Source organism: Streptomyces sp. Q6 (assembly GCF_036967205.1).
In the GTDB taxonomy this organism is placed as follows: domain Bacteria; phylum Actinomycetota; class Actinomycetes; order Streptomycetales; family Streptomycetaceae; genus Streptomyces; species Streptomyces citrinus.
In genome coordinates this window covers 7,287,252-7,302,282 of the sequence record NZ_CP146022.1, presented here as the reverse complement: position 1 = coordinate 7,302,282, position 15,031 = coordinate 7,287,252, and the positions used below count along the sequence as shown (strand labels likewise).

General features: G+C 72.4%; 9 protein-coding genes and 1 pseudogene. 9 read left to right on the top strand and 1 reads right to left on the bottom strand.

The genetic code is table 11. The annotated features are described in order from the left end of the window. Positions 1 to 9: 9 nt before the first annotated feature. The 6 genes and pseudogenes from V2W30_RS41730 to V2W30_RS33645 form a co-directional block, all read left to right on the top strand. A pseudogene (locus V2W30_RS41730) lies at positions 10 to 480 on the top strand (DUF1275 family protein); the annotation flags it as partial. Between the two features lie 56 nt (positions 481 to 536). After that, positions 537 to 1,043: a DUF1275 family protein gene (locus tag V2W30_RS33665; RefSeq protein WP_338702364.1), complete on the top strand. Its 507-nt coding sequence runs from the start codon at positions 537 to 539 to the stop codon at positions 1,041 to 1,043. Between the two features lie 290 nt (positions 1,044 to 1,333). Next, positions 1,334 to 1,561, top strand: coding sequence for a type A2 lantipeptide (locus V2W30_RS33660; RefSeq protein ID WP_338702363.1), 228 nt, complete (start codon positions 1,334 to 1,336; stop codon positions 1,559 to 1,561). A 143-nt stretch (positions 1,562 to 1,704) separates the two neighbouring features. Next, positions 1,705 to 2,505: an HlyD family efflux transporter periplasmic adaptor subunit gene (locus V2W30_RS33655; RefSeq protein WP_338702361.1), complete on the top strand. Its 801-nt coding sequence runs from the start codon at positions 1,705 to 1,707 to the stop codon at positions 2,503 to 2,505. Continuing rightward, a complete protein-coding gene (locus tag V2W30_RS33650) occupies positions 2,490 to 4,730 on the top strand; it encodes an NHLP family bacteriocin export ABC transporter peptidase/permease/ATPase subunit (RefSeq protein WP_425244630.1) in 2,241 nt (746 codons plus the stop codon). The genes V2W30_RS33655 and V2W30_RS33650 overlap by 16 nt, the downstream gene beginning before the upstream one ends. 1 nt (position 4,731) lies before the next feature. Next, on the top strand, positions 4,732 to 7,653 hold the full coding sequence (locus V2W30_RS33645; protein ID WP_338702360.1) for an NHLP bacteriocin export ABC transporter permease/ATPase subunit: 2,922 nt from the start codon (positions 4,732 to 4,734) through the stop codon (positions 7,651 to 7,653). A 320-nt stretch (positions 7,654 to 7,973) separates the two neighbouring features. Here the strand turns inward: V2W30_RS33645 and V2W30_RS33640 are convergent, their stop codons facing one another. Next, entirely contained in the window at positions 7,974 to 9,230 is a 1,257-nt protein-coding gene (locus V2W30_RS33640; RefSeq protein ID WP_338702358.1) for a lipase family protein, read from the bottom strand. Positions 9,231 to 9,558: 328 nt separating this feature from the next. On the opposite strand from V2W30_RS33640, the gene V2W30_RS33635 reads away from it, so the two are divergent. Genes V2W30_RS33635 through V2W30_RS33625 form a run of 3 tightly spaced genes read left to right on the top strand, consistent with a single transcriptional unit; the run spans position 9,559 to position 15,027 of the window. After that, positions 9,559 to 12,435, top strand: coding sequence for a peroxidase family protein (locus tag V2W30_RS33635; RefSeq protein WP_338702357.1), 2,877 nt, complete (start codon positions 9,559 to 9,561; stop codon positions 12,433 to 12,435). Further along, the gene (locus V2W30_RS33630) at positions 12,422 to 13,822 is read left to right on the top strand and encodes a hypothetical protein (protein WP_338702356.1); all 1,401 of its coding nucleotides are present in this window, start codon (positions 12,422 to 12,424) and stop codon (positions 13,820 to 13,822) included. The genes V2W30_RS33635 and V2W30_RS33630 overlap by 14 nt, the downstream gene beginning before the upstream one ends. Before the next feature lie 59 nt (positions 13,823 to 13,881). Then, positions 13,882 to 15,027, top strand: coding sequence for a serine hydrolase domain-containing protein (locus V2W30_RS33625; protein ID WP_338702355.1), 1,146 nt, complete (start codon positions 13,882 to 13,884; stop codon positions 15,025 to 15,027). Positions 15,028 to 15,031: the final 4 nt, after the last annotated feature.

Here is a 15,031-nt window from a genome sequence, read left to right as displayed (position 1 = left end):
CACCCGCTGATGGCCCCCGCGGCGACGGCCGCCGGGGCCCTCGCCCGCTCCGACATCAGGGAGGACAAGAAGAGCGCCAAGCGCGCCTCTAGCCCCCCAAGCGGGGGCGCCGCCTCCGGCCCGCTCACGCCGACCGGGAACACGGGGAACACGGGGAACACGGGGAACACGGGGAACACGGGGAACACGGGGAACACTCACGGTCGGCGTCGCCGCCTGACCGTGAGCACCCCCGGGGCACCCGCCTTCGGCATGACCGGGGCCGGGGCCGTGTCAGGTGCACGGCCCCGGCCCCGGTCCGCCTACCGTCTGGGCATGAACACTCGCGCCCAGATCTCCCTGCTGCTGCTCGCCGGCGCGTCCGGTGCCGTGGACGCGCTCGCGTTCACCGCGCTGGGCACCGTGTTCGCCGGGGTCATGACCGGGAACCTCGTGCTGCTCGGGATCTCGGCGGGGTCCGGCGCGGGGCACGACGTGGCGGCTCCGTTGTACGCGCTCGGCGGGTACGCGCTGGGGGCCGGGGTCACCGCGTTCGGGTGCCGACGGGTGGGGACGCGGGCCGCCTCGCACGGTGGCCGGGGCAGGTCGTGGCCGCGCTCGCGGCCCAGACGGCGCTGCTCGCGTTCGTCGCCGTGGCGGGTGCGCTGCTCGACGGGCGGCCCGACGGGGGCCGGCGCACGGTGCTCCTCGTGGCCGCCGCCCTCGCGATGGGCGGGCAGTCCGCGGCGATGGTCGCGGCCGGGGAGGGCGCCGCGCCGACCACGTACTTCACCGGGACGCTCACCACTCTGGTGACGGGCACGGTCGACGGCTCCGCGCGCGGGCGCGGTCAACTCTGGGTGACCGCGCGGTTGTCGGCCGTGGTCGGCGGCGCCGCGTGCGCCGTCGCCGTACGGGAGGCCGCACCGGCGTGGGGGTTCACCGCACCTGCCGTGTTCGCGGCCGCCGCGTTGGCGTGCCAGAAACCTGCACAGCGATTGCGCAGAGCGGTCACGTCGGGCCGCAGAACTCCATTGCCGAATACACGCAGCAGGAGCCTTTGATGCGTGAGTGTCCCATTCGGTGAAAGCAGGCACACCCCCTTCACATTTCCCGTCGTGAAGAATGTGAAGGAGCTGCCACCAGGCCGTGAACAGGCCTGCACGTCCCGGTAATTGGGTCCGCACATCACTCCGACCGGGGACGTTCCGATTGGCTGTGCGACGCGTCGGCGTGCTTTGATCCAGCGCATCGCGGAACGGTTCCCGGATTCGGTTCTGCTGTTACGGCCGATTCCCGACGCCAACGCGTTTTTCGAAATACCCAGACATACCCATGAGAAGGGCGGCTCATCATGAGCAACACCCACCAGGTCGAGACCCTCGAGATTTCCGACGCCGAGCTGGACAACGTCTCCGGCGGTCTGGTCGGCGGCCTCGCCGCCAACCTGACCGGCACCGTGGACTCGATCGCCCCGGTCTCCGGCGTCGTCTCGGGCCTCACGGGCACGGTCGAGGGCCTCACCGGCCTCAACACGGGCGCCGTCACGGGCCTGGCCACCGGCCTCACCGCCGGCCTCTGAGTCGCATCAGACGGATCACCCGCCGCCGACCTGACCGGCGGCGGACCCCAGGCCTCGGAACCAGCCAGGTTCCGGGGCCTTCGGGGCGTCCGGCCGCGCGGGAGCGCGCCGCCCGGACCTCGGCAACGTAAGGGAATCACCGCGTGCAGTTCCGCCAACAGGCCCTGTCCAAGTTGCAGTCGCCGGAGGCGCTCGACCTTCCGGTGCGGCTCGCGCGGCCGCAGGGGCTGCTCGCGCTCGCCGTCACCGTCGTCGTGATGGCCGCCGCCAGTGTGTGGGCCGTGACCGGTTCGGTCTCCTCGACGCTCAAGGCGAGCGGCGTCCTCACCTACGGGCGGGGCAGTTACGTGCTCCAGACGCCCGTCACCGGACAGGTCACCGGCCTGTACGTACGGGAGGGGCAGCGGGTCGCGGCCGACGCGCCCCTGCTCAAAGTCCGTACGGAGCAGGGCAATCGGGTCGTCCGCGCCATCGACGCGGGCCGGGTCACGGCGCTCGTCGCGCGGATGGGGTCCGTGGTGACCACCGGTGCCGACGTCGCGACCCTGGAACGCACCTCCTCCGCGCGCGATCCGCTGCTCGCCCTGCTGTACGTGCCCGCCACCAGCGCGGCGACCGTCCCGGCGGGCGCCTCCGTCGACCTGACGGTGCCCGCAGCCCAGAGCTACGGGGTGCTGCGCGGCACCGTGAAGGCGGTCGGGCGCGCCGCGCAGACGAAGCGGCAGGTCACCGACGTCCTCGGGGACGCCGATCTGGCCGCGCAGTTCACCAAGGGCGGGGCGCGGGTTCCGGTCCTCGTGCAGCTCACCCCCTCCGCCTCGACGACGTCCGGCTATGCCTGGTCGTCCCGGGGCGGGCCGCCGTACGCCCTCACCTCCATGACCCTCACCGGCGGCGCCGTGCACCTCGCCGAGCAGCGCCCGATCGATTGGCTGCTGCCGTGACCGCGACCTCGTTGCCGCCCGCCGGACACGGTGGGCGCCGCCGCTCCCGGCCCGCTCCCCCACCGCCCAGGCGCCGCAGGACGGTGCGTACCCCCACGGTCCTCCAGATGGAGGCCGTCGAGTGCGGCGCCGCGGCGCTCGGCATGGTCCTCGCGCACCACGGCCGGCACGTCCCGCTCGAAGAGCTGCGCATCGCGTGCGGTGTCTCGCGGGACGGCTCGCGCGCCAGCAACCTCCTGAAGGCGGCGCGCAGTTACGGCCTGACCGCCAAGGGCATGCAGATGGAGCCCGGCGCGCTCGCCGACGTGCAGGGCCCGGCGATCCTTTTCTGGGAGTTCAACCACTACGTCGTCTACGACGGCACGGGGCGCCGCTTCGGGCGGCGCGGCGTGCACATCAACGACCCGGACAAGGGCCGCCGGTTCGTGGCCACCGAGGACTTCGACACCAGCTTCACGGGCGTCGTCCTGGTCTTGGAGCCGGGACCGGACTTCCGGCCGGGCGGGCGCCGTCCGGGCGTGCTCAAGGCGCTGCCCGGACGGCTGCGCGGCACGACCGGCACCATGGTCGCCGCGCTCCTCGCGAGCCTGCTGCTCGTCGCGGTGGGCGCGGCGGTGCCCGCGCTCAGCCGCACGTACATCGACCTGTTCCTGATCGGTGATCAGACCTCCCTGTTGGGCGCCCTGTTCGCGTCGATGGGCGCGATGGTGGCGCTCACCGGCGCCCTGACCTGGTTGCAGCAGGCGAATCTGCTGCGTGGCCGGATCATCTCGTCGACGCTCAGCAGCGCCCGCTTCTTCGGCCATCTGCTGCGGCTGCCCGTGCAGTTCTTCGCGCAGCGCAGCCCGGCCGACCTCGTCCAGCGACTCCAGTCGAACGACGGGGTCTCCGAGACGCTGGCCCGCGACCTGACGGCGGCCGGCGTCGACGGGATCGTGGTGCTGCTGTACGCGGCGCTGCTGTGGACGTACGACCCGCAGCTGACGATGGTCGGCGTCGGCATCGCGCTCCTGAACGTGGTGGCGATGCGGATCGTCGTACGGCTGCGCGCCACACGCACGCAGAAGCTGCGGGCGGACACGGCCCGGCTGACCAACACCTCGTACACCGGGCTCCAGTTGATCGAGACGATGAAGGCCACCGGCGGTGAGGACGGTTACTTCCGGCGGTGGGCCGGACAGCACGCGACGACGCTGGAGGAGCAGCAGCGGCTCGGGGTGCCGAGCGCCTGGCTGGGGGTCGTCGCGCCGACGCTGGCGACGCTCAACAGCGCGCTGATCCTGTGGATCGGCGGTCTGCGCGCCGTCGAGGGGCATCTGTCGGTGGGCCTGCTCGTCGCGTTCCAGGCGCTGGTGACCCGCTTCACCGCGCCCCTCACCCGGTTGAACGGGGTCGCGGGCCGCATCCAGGACTTCGCCGCCGACGTGGCCCGGCTCAAGGACGTCGAGAGCTTCCCGGTCGACACCCTGTACGCGCGCCCGGAAGCGGTGCACGACACGCGCCGGCTGAAGGGGCACGTCGAGCTGGAGGAGATCACGTTCGGCTACAGCCCGCTCGACAAGCCGCTCCTCTCGGGGTTCTCGCTGACGGTCGGTCCGGGCGAGCAGGTGGCGCTCGTGGGCGGCTCGGGCAGCGGCAAGTCGACCGTCTCCCGGCTCATTTCGGGGCTGTACGCGCCGTGGGAGGGCGTCATCCGGATCGACGGGCGGCGCCTCGACGACATCCCCCGCGGGGCGCTCGCCGCGTCAGTGTCCTTCGTCGACCAGGACGTGTTCCTCTTCGAGGGCACGGTCCGGGACAACGTCGCGCTGTGGGACCCCTCGATCTCCGACGACGCGGTCGCCGACGCGCTGCGCGACGCGTGCCTGTACGACGTGGTGGCGCGGCGGCCCGGCGGCCTCCACAGCCCGGTCGAGCAGGACGGGCGCAACTTCTCCGGCGGGCAGCGTCAACGTCTGGAGATCGCACGGGCGTTGGTGCGCCGGCCGAGCATCCTCGTCCTCGACGAGGTGACGAGCGCGCTCGACGCCGAGACCGAGCAGGTCGTCATGGACAACATCCGGCGGCGCGGCTGCGCCTGTGTGGTCATCGCCCACCGGCTGAGCACGGTGCGCGACAGCGACGAGATCGTGGTCCTCGACCACGGGCAGGTCGTCGAGCGCGGCCGCCACGAGCATCTGGTGGCGGCGGGCGGCCCGTACGCCGAGCTGGTCAGGGAGCACTGACATGACCTACGAACCGTACGAGCGGCAGGAGCAGTACGCACAGCACGTGCCGCAGCAGCGGTACGGGCAGCAGGAGGGGTACGAAGAGGCGTACGCGCAGCCCCCGTTCGGCTCGCCGCACGCGGGCGACCAGGTCGTCGCCGCGTTCGGCGGGCTCGGCGCGCCGCTCGACTGCGCGGGAGTGCGCAGCCTGCCATTGGAGGGCCCGCAGGTGCTGTGGCTCGTCACGGACGGCGCCCTCGACCTGTTCGCGGTGGACGTGTACGCGCAGGGGCACTGGAACTTCCTGGGGCGCCTGGAGCCGGGCACGCTGCTGCTCGGCCCGGTCGAGGGCACCCGGCACACCCTGGTCGGGCGGCCGCTGGCGGGCTGTGCCCTGCGTCGTATCCCGCTGCGCGAGCTGCCGTACACGCCCGGCGCCCGGCCCTCGGCCGACGGCTCGTACGACATGGCGTGGAGTCTGCTGGAGGAGGCGTTCGCGCTCGGTGTGGGGCGCGGGCAGCGGGTCCTCTTCGAGGCCCCCTTCAGCGATCACGGCGGGCGGGCCGCGGACCCGGAGCTCCTCGGCGACGACGACGTGCTGTGGCCCCAACTCTCCCCGGGCAGCGTGCAGTACGGGTCCGCGTACGCCGCCGACGCGGCCGCCGATCTGCTGGTCGACGGGGCCCTGTGGCAGCGCATGGTGAACCAGCAGCACCGGCTCCTGTCGACGCTCGACCGGTGGATCGAGCGTCTGGAGAGCGCGCACGAGGACCGGGCCGCGGCCGGGATCCGGGCGGGTGAGGCGGTGCGCGAGCAGGCCGACCGGACGCTGCTCGCCTCGATCGGTACGCGGCGGCGGCGCGAGCGGCCCGCCGACGCGGGCGTCGACGCGACGTACGCGGCGTGCACGGTGGTGGCGCGGGCCGCCGGGATCCGGCTCGTCGAGCCGCGGCACGGCGGCCCGGTGAGCGACCGGATCGACCCGGTCGAGCAGATCGCGGTCGCGTCCCGGATCCGTACCCGTCCGGTGCGGTTGAGCGGCGACTGGTGGCGTCAGGACTCGGGGCCGCTGGTCGGCTTCCGCGCGGCGTCCGGGGCGCCCGTCGCGCTGCTGTGGCGGCGCGGCGGCTACGAGGCGGTGAACGCGGCGGGCGACCGGCGCAGCCGGGTCGACGAGGACAACGCGGAGGACTTCGAGGAGCGGGCCGTGATGCTCTACCGGCCGCTGCCCGAGGGAGAGTTGACGCCGCGCGGTCTGCTGCGGTTCAGCGTGCGCGCGCTGGGTGGTGACATCCGGCGGCTGCTCCTCGCGGGCCTGGTGACGGTGGGGCTCGGCGCGCTGGTGCCGGTCGCCACCGGACAGGTGCTCGGCCGGTACGTACCGAACGCCGAGACGGGCCCGATCACCCAGATGTCGCTGGCGATCATCGTCTCCGGTGTCGTGTCGGCGGTGTTCATGCTGGTGCAGAACATGTCGGTGCTGCGCATCGAGGGCCGCGTCGAGTCCGTGCTCCAACCCGCCGTCTGGGACCGCCTGTTGCGGCTCCCCACACGATTCTTCGCGTCCCGCTCGACGGGTGAGCTGGCGAGTGCGGCGATGGGCATCAGCGCGATCCGCCGTCTCCTGTCGGGGGTCGGCCCGGTGGTCGTGCAGTCGGTGACGATCGGCGCGATGAACCTGGTGCTACTGCTGGTGTACAGCGTGCCGCTGGCGCTGGCGGCGCTCGGCCTGCTGGTGCTCGTCGCGGGTGTCTTCCTCACCCTCGGCCTGATGGAACTGCGCTGGCAGCGCCGACTGGTAAAGCTCGGCAACAAGCTCAACAACCAGGCGTTCCAGACGCTGCGCGGGCTGCCGAAGCTGCGGGTCGCCGGGGCGGAGTCGTTCGCGTACGGGGCGTGGGCGAAGGAGTTCGCGCAGAGCAGGGAGCTCCAGCGGCGGGCGGGCCGCATCAAGAACGTGACGACGGTCCTCAACGCCGTCTACCTGCCGCTGTGTTCGCTGGTGATGTTCATGCTGCTCGCGGGGCCGGCGCGCGGGTCCCTGTCGGCGGCCGCGTTCCTGACGTTCAACACGGCGGTGACGATGCTCCTGACCTCGGTGACGCAGCTGACCGGCGCGCTGATCTCGGCGGCGGCGGTGCTCCCGATGTACGAGCAGATCAAGCCGGTGCTCGACGCGGAGCCCGAGGTGCGCGGCGCGGCGACCCAGCCCGGCGAGCTGACCGGGGCGTTGGAGGCGCGCGGCGTCTCCTTCCGCTACACGGACGACGGACCGCTCGTCCTCGACGACGTGTCCGTGTCCATCGGGCCCGGCGAGTTCGTGGCGGTCGTCGGCGAGAGCGGCTGCGGCAAGTCGACGCTGCTTCGGCTGCTCATCGGCTTCGACGCACCGACGTACGGCAGTGTCCTCTACGACGGCCAGGACCTCTCGGCGCTCGACCAGGCGGCGGTACGCCGCCAGTGCGGTGTCGTACTCCAGAACGCGCAGCCGCTGACCGGCTCGATCCTCGACTGCATCTGCGGCGCCGAGTCGTTCACGCAGGAGGAGGCGATGGCCGCCGCCGAGATGGCGGGCCTGGCCGAGGACATCAAGCGGATGCCGATGGGACTGCACACGATGATCGCGGGCGGCGGCGCGATCTCGGGCGGCCAGCGCCAGCGCCTGATGATCGCGCAGGCGCTGATCAGGCGCCCGCGCATCCTCTTCTTCGACGAGGCGACGAGCGCGCTCGACAACGAGACGCAGCGCATCGTGATCGACAGCACCCGGGCGCTCCGGGCGACCCGCGTCGTGATCGCCCACCGGCTGTCGACGGTCCTCGACGCGGACCGGGTCGTCGTGATGTCCCAGGGCCGCGTCGTGCAACAGGGCTCCCCGGCCGAGCTGCTGGCGGACGCGGGCGGGCGGCTGCACGAGCTGGTGCGGCGGCAGATGGCGTGAGCGGGCCGGTCACGGCCTGAGGTTCTCGGCCCGCGAGAAGAACGGACGCACGGGTCCGGCGCCTGCGGGCCGCCGGGGCACCGGGAGGGTCCGCCGCTCTCGCGGGCCGCGAGAGCGCCGCCGACGAGCATCAGGGTGAGCATCGCCGACAGGGGGCAGGCCGCGCCGTAGTGGCGGCGCGGCCGGGTGTCCAGGGCCGCGATCCTGCGCGCCAGGCCCTCCGTGGAGCACCGGCCCAGGGTCGCCGCCGTGGTGGCTCCGTCCTCCTGGTGCCTGCACGGTCCAGGAGTTGAGCCCTTCAGGAGTGGGCGCCCGCGGGCCTACCTGACGTCCCCGTACTCGCTCAGCACGCCCTGCGGAGCGAGCGTGTTGACGTAGTGCGCCGGCCCGTGGTCCTCGAAGGAGTAGCGGAACGGGATCGAGCGGGTCAGGGCCAGGCGCGTCGCGAAGAAGGCGAGCGGGGCCACCACCGCGAGTCCGGCGAGGCTGTCCATCTGGGCGTAGGGCCGCGCCGGGTCGTGGCGCTCCACCCAGCCCTCCTGGCGGACCCGGGCCGGGAGGGCCGCGACGCGGCGCAGCCGGTCGAGCGGGTTCGCGCCGCCGAGCACGTCACCGGGGAGGGCCACGGCCTCCGCCGCCGTGTCGGCCGCCGCCGCGAACACCGCGTCCAGGCCCCGGCGCGGCCTGCGGTAGTGGAACTCGCGGCCGAACGGGGCGTACGGGCCGACCGGCCGGGGCGGCAGCGCGGGGACGACGTCACGGTCGTGGATGTAGCGCAGGACGCGGTCGCGCAGCACATGGGTGCCGTTGCTGTCGGTGGCCCGCTCGCAGGCACGGGCGAACTCCGGTCCGCCGATCAGGGGTTGACCGAAGGTGTAGACGGCGCGCAGCCTGCGGGCGAGGTGCGCGTAGCGCGGTTCGTGCACGAGGGTGACGGCCATCAGGGCCGCCATCGCCGCGCCGAGGCTGTGCCCGGTGATGTAGAGCGCTTCGAGTCCTCCGCCCCGTACGCCCCGCTCCTTCGGGTCGACGGACTCGCCGCGCACCGCGCGTTCCAGGGCCTGGAGGACGAGGTAGCGGGTGGCGCGCATGTTGCGGTAGAAGCCCGCGTGGACGGAGTGGCGGACGCCGTCGAGGTCGACACTGAGGGTGTCGGGGCGTACGTCGGCGTCGGTGAGGATGCTGATGATGTCCTCGGGCTGGGTGCCGCGGTAGCACAGGATGGCGATCCTGCGGTCCTCGTCCTGGATGAGGTAGGCCGCCGAGGCGACGTACAGGGCGTCCACGCGCTGCTCGAAGACGCGGATCCGATTGGACTCCAGGCCGAGCCGTGTGGCGATCATGGCGACGGTCCCGGCGTCGCTCTCCTGCCCGAATCCCGCGTACGCGTAGGCCGAGCAGACCGCCATGACGTGCGGAAGGACGCCGTCCGGGTCGGGGTGGGCCTTGTCGTCCAGGAGCCGTTCGGCCAGGTCGGGGTAGACGGGGAAGGTCGCCCGGCCCGACTCGACGAAGGTCGCCTCCTTCAGGGGTCGCAGCTCGGCGAACGTGGGTCCGTGCACGGTGGTGTCGCGCATGACGCCTCCCTGGGCGGGTTGCCGAGCACACCACCGCGGCCGGGTGTCGTCAAGCCGTCGCTGACCGGCCATCCGCGGGGGCCGCCGGGCGCGGTCACGAGGGACGCGTGTGGGAGGGGCGGCGCACGATGTCGCGGGGCGGTCGCGGGCCCGCGAGGCCGCGCCTCCGACAGGGCCAAACGCCCTTATTCGTAAGGGAGTTCGCGTCGCTCGGCGGTCGTCGCAGATGGCGGGATACGGCGCTGCGGGACGTCGGACGACGCCGATAGCGTCGCTGCCCCCTCCGGTACGACCTCCTGACGCACGGCACACGACAGGGACGGCAACGATGGCCGACACCGAACGGTACGCACAGTACGAGCGGTACGAGGGCGGCAGCGCCGAGGCCGAGCGCCTCGTCTTCCAGCGCCTCGCCGGCGAGATCATGCGGGTCCAGGTCGCGAACCGCCGGGCGAGCGGCGCCGCGGGCTACGAACGCGCCTTCCACGCGAAGGCGGCGCTCGGCGTCGAGAACGCCCGACTCCGCTTCCTCGATGATCTGCCACCCGCCCTGACCAGCGGCTTCGCCAAGGCCGGCGCCGAGTACCCGGCGACCGTACGGCTCTCCAACGCGAGCGGTGTGCGCGGCCCCGACGGCGCGCCCGACCTGCACGGGGTGGCCGTGCGGGTGCAGGTCACCGGCGACGAGAGCCACGATCTGCTGGCGACCTCGTTCCCGGTGTCGCACGCCCGCAACGCCCGCGAGTTCGTGGCGTTCGCCAAGGCCATGGCCGGCGCGCGCACTCCGTTGCAGAAGGCCGTCGGCCTGTTCGTGAAACTGCCCCTCGCCGTGGGCCTCGGCACCGCGAGCCGGATGCGGCGCAATGTGCAGGCGGCGACCCGGCACACCGTCAACAGCCTGGCCCGCGAGACGTACTGGAGCCGCGGCGCGATCCTGTGGGGCGAGGCGGGGCCGGTCCGCTACCTGCTGCGCCCGGCCGTCGGCGGCGGCGCCGAGCCGCGTCCCGACCGCGGCGACCCGAACTTCCTGCACACCGAGCTCGCCCAGCGCCTGTCCCGTGGCGACGTCACCTTCGACCTGTGCGTGCAGCGGTACGTCGACGAGCGCCGCACGCCCGTCGAGGACGGCTCCGTCGAGTGGAAGGAAGCGGTCTCGCCGCCGCTGCCGGTGGCCCGGCTGACCGTCCCCGCGCAGGACATCACGACGGCGGAGGCCCGCTCGGCGGCCCGCCGCGTCGAGGAGCTGACGTTCAACCCCTGGTTCACCTCGGAGGACTTCAGGCCGCTCGGCAACCTCAACCGGGCCCGCAAGGTCGCGTACGAGGCGAGCGCCGCGCAGCGCCAGGGCACCCGGTTCACCTCGCAGGAACCGCTGCGCAACCGGGTCCTCGGGGTGCCGGTCGGGCTCGCCTTCCGCGCCCTGAACCGGTATGTCCCCTGGCACCGGCTGCCGTTGGACGCGAGCCTGCTCAACCTCGTGTTCCTGCGGAAGGCGCTGCGCCGCCTCAACCTCATCGACACGGACGTGCCCGAGGCGCCGCCGAGGACGCAGTCCGTGCCGGTCCCGGTGGACGAGCGGCTGCGCACCTCACGCTCGTACGACGGGACCTACAACGACCTGTCGGCGCCGAAGATGGGCGCGGTCGGGGCCGCGTTCGGCCGCAACCTCGCACCCGTGTACCGCCCCGACCTCTTCGACACCCCGAACCCGGTGACGGTCAGCCGCCGGCTCCTCACCCGGGAGAGCTTCGTCCCGGCGACGTCCCTCAACGTCCTGGCCGCCGCGTGGATCCAGTTCCAGGTGCACGACTGGGTCAACCACCGCCGCTACCCCGAGGGCGGCAAGACGGTCGAGGTACCGCTGCCGCCCGGCGGCGGCACGTGGGTCAACCACCCGAACGGGCCGGAAGAGAACGTGATGCGGTTCGCCGAGAACGAAGGCGTCGAACCGCCCGGCGACCGGCCGCCGATCCTCTTCGGGAACACCGCCTCGCACTGGTGGGACGGCTCCGAGGTGTACGGCGGCGACGAGCGGACGGCGAAGTCGCTGCGCGAACCCGACGGCGGGGCACGGCTGTTGCTCGACGCGGGCCACATCCCCGTCGACCGTACGGGCATTCCGATCACCGGGTTCAAGGACAACTGGTGGATGGGCCTCAGCGCGATGCACACGCTGTTCGCGCGGGAGCACAACACGGTGTGCGACGCGCTGCGCGCCGAGTACCCGTCGATGAGCGAGGAACGGATCTACCACACGGCGCGGCTCGTCGTGTCGGCGCTCATCGCGAAGATCCATACGGTGGAGTGGACCCCGGCGATCCTCGCGACGAAGGCGATCGACGTCGGCCTGCGCACCAACTGGGATGGCCCGCCGCGCAATTGGCTGAACCAGCTGGGGCTGTGGCTCCTGGAGTCGCATTCGCTGACCGGCATCCCGAAGACGCTGCCCGACCACCACGGCGCCCCGTACTCGCTCACCGAGGACTTCGTCACGGTGTACCGGATGCACCCGCTGATCCCCGACGACTACGAGCTGCGCGAGCACCACTTCGGGCAGCGGCTGGAGACCGTCGGCTTCCACGACATCCAGGGCACGGCCGCCGAGAGCCAGATCCGCAAGACGGGCCTCGCCAACACGCTCTACTCGTTCGGCATCGCGCACCCGGGCGCGATCACGCTGCACAACTACCCGAAGTCGCTGACGCGCTTCCAGCGCGAGGGCGAGATCATCGACCTGTCGGTGGTCGACCTGGTGCGCACCCGGCGCCGTGGCGTGCCGCGCTACAACGACTTCCGCGCGGGGCTGCACAAGGAGCGCATCCGCCGCTTCGAGGACCTGACGCGGGAGCCCGAGACGCTGGCGCGCCTGAAGGACGTGTACCGGACCGTCGACGAGATCGACACGGTCGTCGGCCTGTTCGCGGAGAACCCGCCGACCGGCTTCGGCTTCTCCGACACGGCGTTCCGCATCTTCATCCTGATGGCGACGCGACGGCTCCAGAGCGACCGCTTCCTCAACGTCGACTACCGCCCGGAGATCTACACGCCGCTCGGTATCGACTGGGTGGAGAAGGGCGGCATGAAGTCCGTCGTGCTGCGGCACTGCCCGGACCTCGCGGGTCTGCTGCCGCGCGAGGCGAGCGCGTTCGCGCCGTGGCGGCCGGTGCCGCCGACCGAGAACGGGGCCTCCCATGCCGACAGTTGACGGTTCGTCGGGCCACCAGGGCCTGGACGACCTGCTCACCCGCCCGTTCCTGAAGACGGTCTGGCGCCGCCGTACCCACCGGGTCTCCCGGGGCGCTTCGGTGTCGGCCGGATCGATGAGCTACCGCTCGCCGCACCGGGCCGAGCCGCTGAGCGAACTGGAGGAGGCGGTGCTGATCGCGGTCACCGGCTCCACCGGACTGACCATGCCGGACCGCCCGTTCGAGGACCCGCGCGACGGCGAGCCCATCATGGCCAAGCCCAACCTGACGATGACGGGCCGCACGGCGGGCAGCCCCGACAACGCGCAGGGCACGTACTTCTTCCTCATCAACGACAGCGGTACGTACTTCCTGCGCAAGCTGCCGCCCGCGCCCCAGGAGCCGTTCGAGGCGGCGACGCTGGTGGAGCGGGCGCGGCAGGCGAAGGTGAAGGTCCTCGACCACCGCCTGGACGTCGCCGAGGGGCTGCGCGACTTCCCGGCCTACCTGGACTCGAACCGCTTCCTGTCGAACCTGCCGGGCACCACGGTCCTGTTCCCGGTGGTCGACCTCTCGCACCAGTACATCAACGCCCTGATGTACCTGCTCACGCAGCCGGACGGCGCCCGGCCGACCGTCGTGGACGACCGCAACCTGTACCGTCCCGCGGGCGTGAAGAAGTGGATCGACAACGGCTTCCTGAACAAGGAGCTGAAACTGCCGCTCGGCGCGCTCGGCCCGATGCGCACCCAGATCGAGGCGGACCTCCTCCTCCAGACGGTGATGCTGACGGCGGAGGCGATGGGCCTCGGCGCCTGGATCCACGCCTCCATCAACCCGCAGATCGCCCTGGGCGACCCGAAGTTCAGGAAGACGTACGGGAACATGCTCGGCTTCACGTACGTCACGCCGCGTTGGCGCCCGGCCGACCTGTGGCGCTGGCACGTCCCGCTGCCGAAGTACGCGACGCTGCGCTCGCACCCGGTGGGCATCGCCGACCCGGCGACCGGCGAGCCGCTGATCGCCGCGGCCTGCCCGCCCGCGCACGCGTCGATGTCGGACGCGGTGGACGCGGTCATCGACGGGAAGTTCGGCTCCGGCGGCACGTACGGGGACAAGGACGTCTTCACCCGGATCTACAAGGAGGACTACGGCCAGCGGTACCTCGCGGAGGCCGGCGAGTACGACGAGCGCGTCATCGACTGCGCCCGTGACATCTGTACGTACATCCTGTCGACGCACCGCCGCTTCCCCGCGCACACGGACGCCATCCACGTACCCGGGATCTGGCTCCAGGCCCACCACGTGGAGGGCGAGTACTACGAGCGCTTCTTCACGAACGGTCTGACGGACGCGCACCGCGCCCACGACACGCTGTGGGACGCCGACGGCGAACCGATGAGTTGATCACGCTTCGGGAGTCACCCTTCTCGTACGCATCCGCGTCCGACCGGAGGGTGACCCCGATGACCGACAGCACCACGCTCACCGACGTTCTGGCTCCGCACGTGACGAAAGGGCCGGTGCCGGGCGCCGTGGGCCTGGTGGCCCGCGGCGACCGGGTCGAGGTGGCGGCCGTCGGGCACACCGACGCGGAGGGCACCGCGCCGATGGCCCGCGACTCGATCTTCCGCATCGCCTCCCTCACCAAGCCGATCACGGCCGCGGCCGTGATGATGCTCATCGAGGAGGGCAGGCTCGCCCTCGACGCACCGATCGCGCACTGGCTGCCCGAACTGGCGTCGCCGAACGTGGTGCGCGAGCCGGCCGGGCCGGTCGAGGACGTGGTGCCCGCGAACCGGCCGATCACGGTCGAGGACCTGCTCACGTTCCGGGCGGGCTGGGGGTTCTCCTCGGACTTCTCGCTGCCCGCCATGCAGGCGCTGTTCCCGCTGATGGACCCGCACGCGCCGCAGCGCCTGCCGGAGCCGGACACCTGGCTCGCGGCGCTGGCCGGCGTCCCGCTGCTGCACCAGCCGGGCGAGGCCTACCTGTACAACACCTGCTCCGACATCCAGGGCGTCCTGATCGCGCGGGCCTCGGGCACCCCGCTCCCGCAGTTCTTCGCCGAGCGGATCTTCGAGCCGCTCGGCATGCGCGACACCGGCTTCGAAGTGACGGCCGCCCAGCGCGACCGCTTCACCAGCTCGTACGTGCCCACGGCCGACGGTGGCGCCCGGCGCGTCGACACCCCGGACGGCCAGTGGAGCAGCCTGCCCGCGTTCCCCTCCGGCGCGGGCGGGCTGGTCTCCACGGCGGACGACTGGTGGGCGTTCGCCCGGATGCTGCTCGACGGCGGCGGCACGCTCCTGTCCGCCGATTCGGTCCGCCTGATGACCACCGACCACCTCACCGACCAGCAGCGCGGGGCGAGCGAGCTGTTCACCCAGGGGCAGGGCTGGGGCTTCGGCGGCTCCGTCGACGTCGAGCCGCGCGACCCCTGGCAGATCCCGGGCCGCTACGGCTGGGTCGGCGGCACCGGCACGGCCGCGCACCTGATCCCGTCGACCGGGGCCGTGACGGTGCTGCTCACCCAGTACGCGATGAGCGGTCCGGCGCCGCAGCGGATCATGCGGGACTTCTGGGCGTACGGGGCCGACGCCCTGCGGTAGTCGC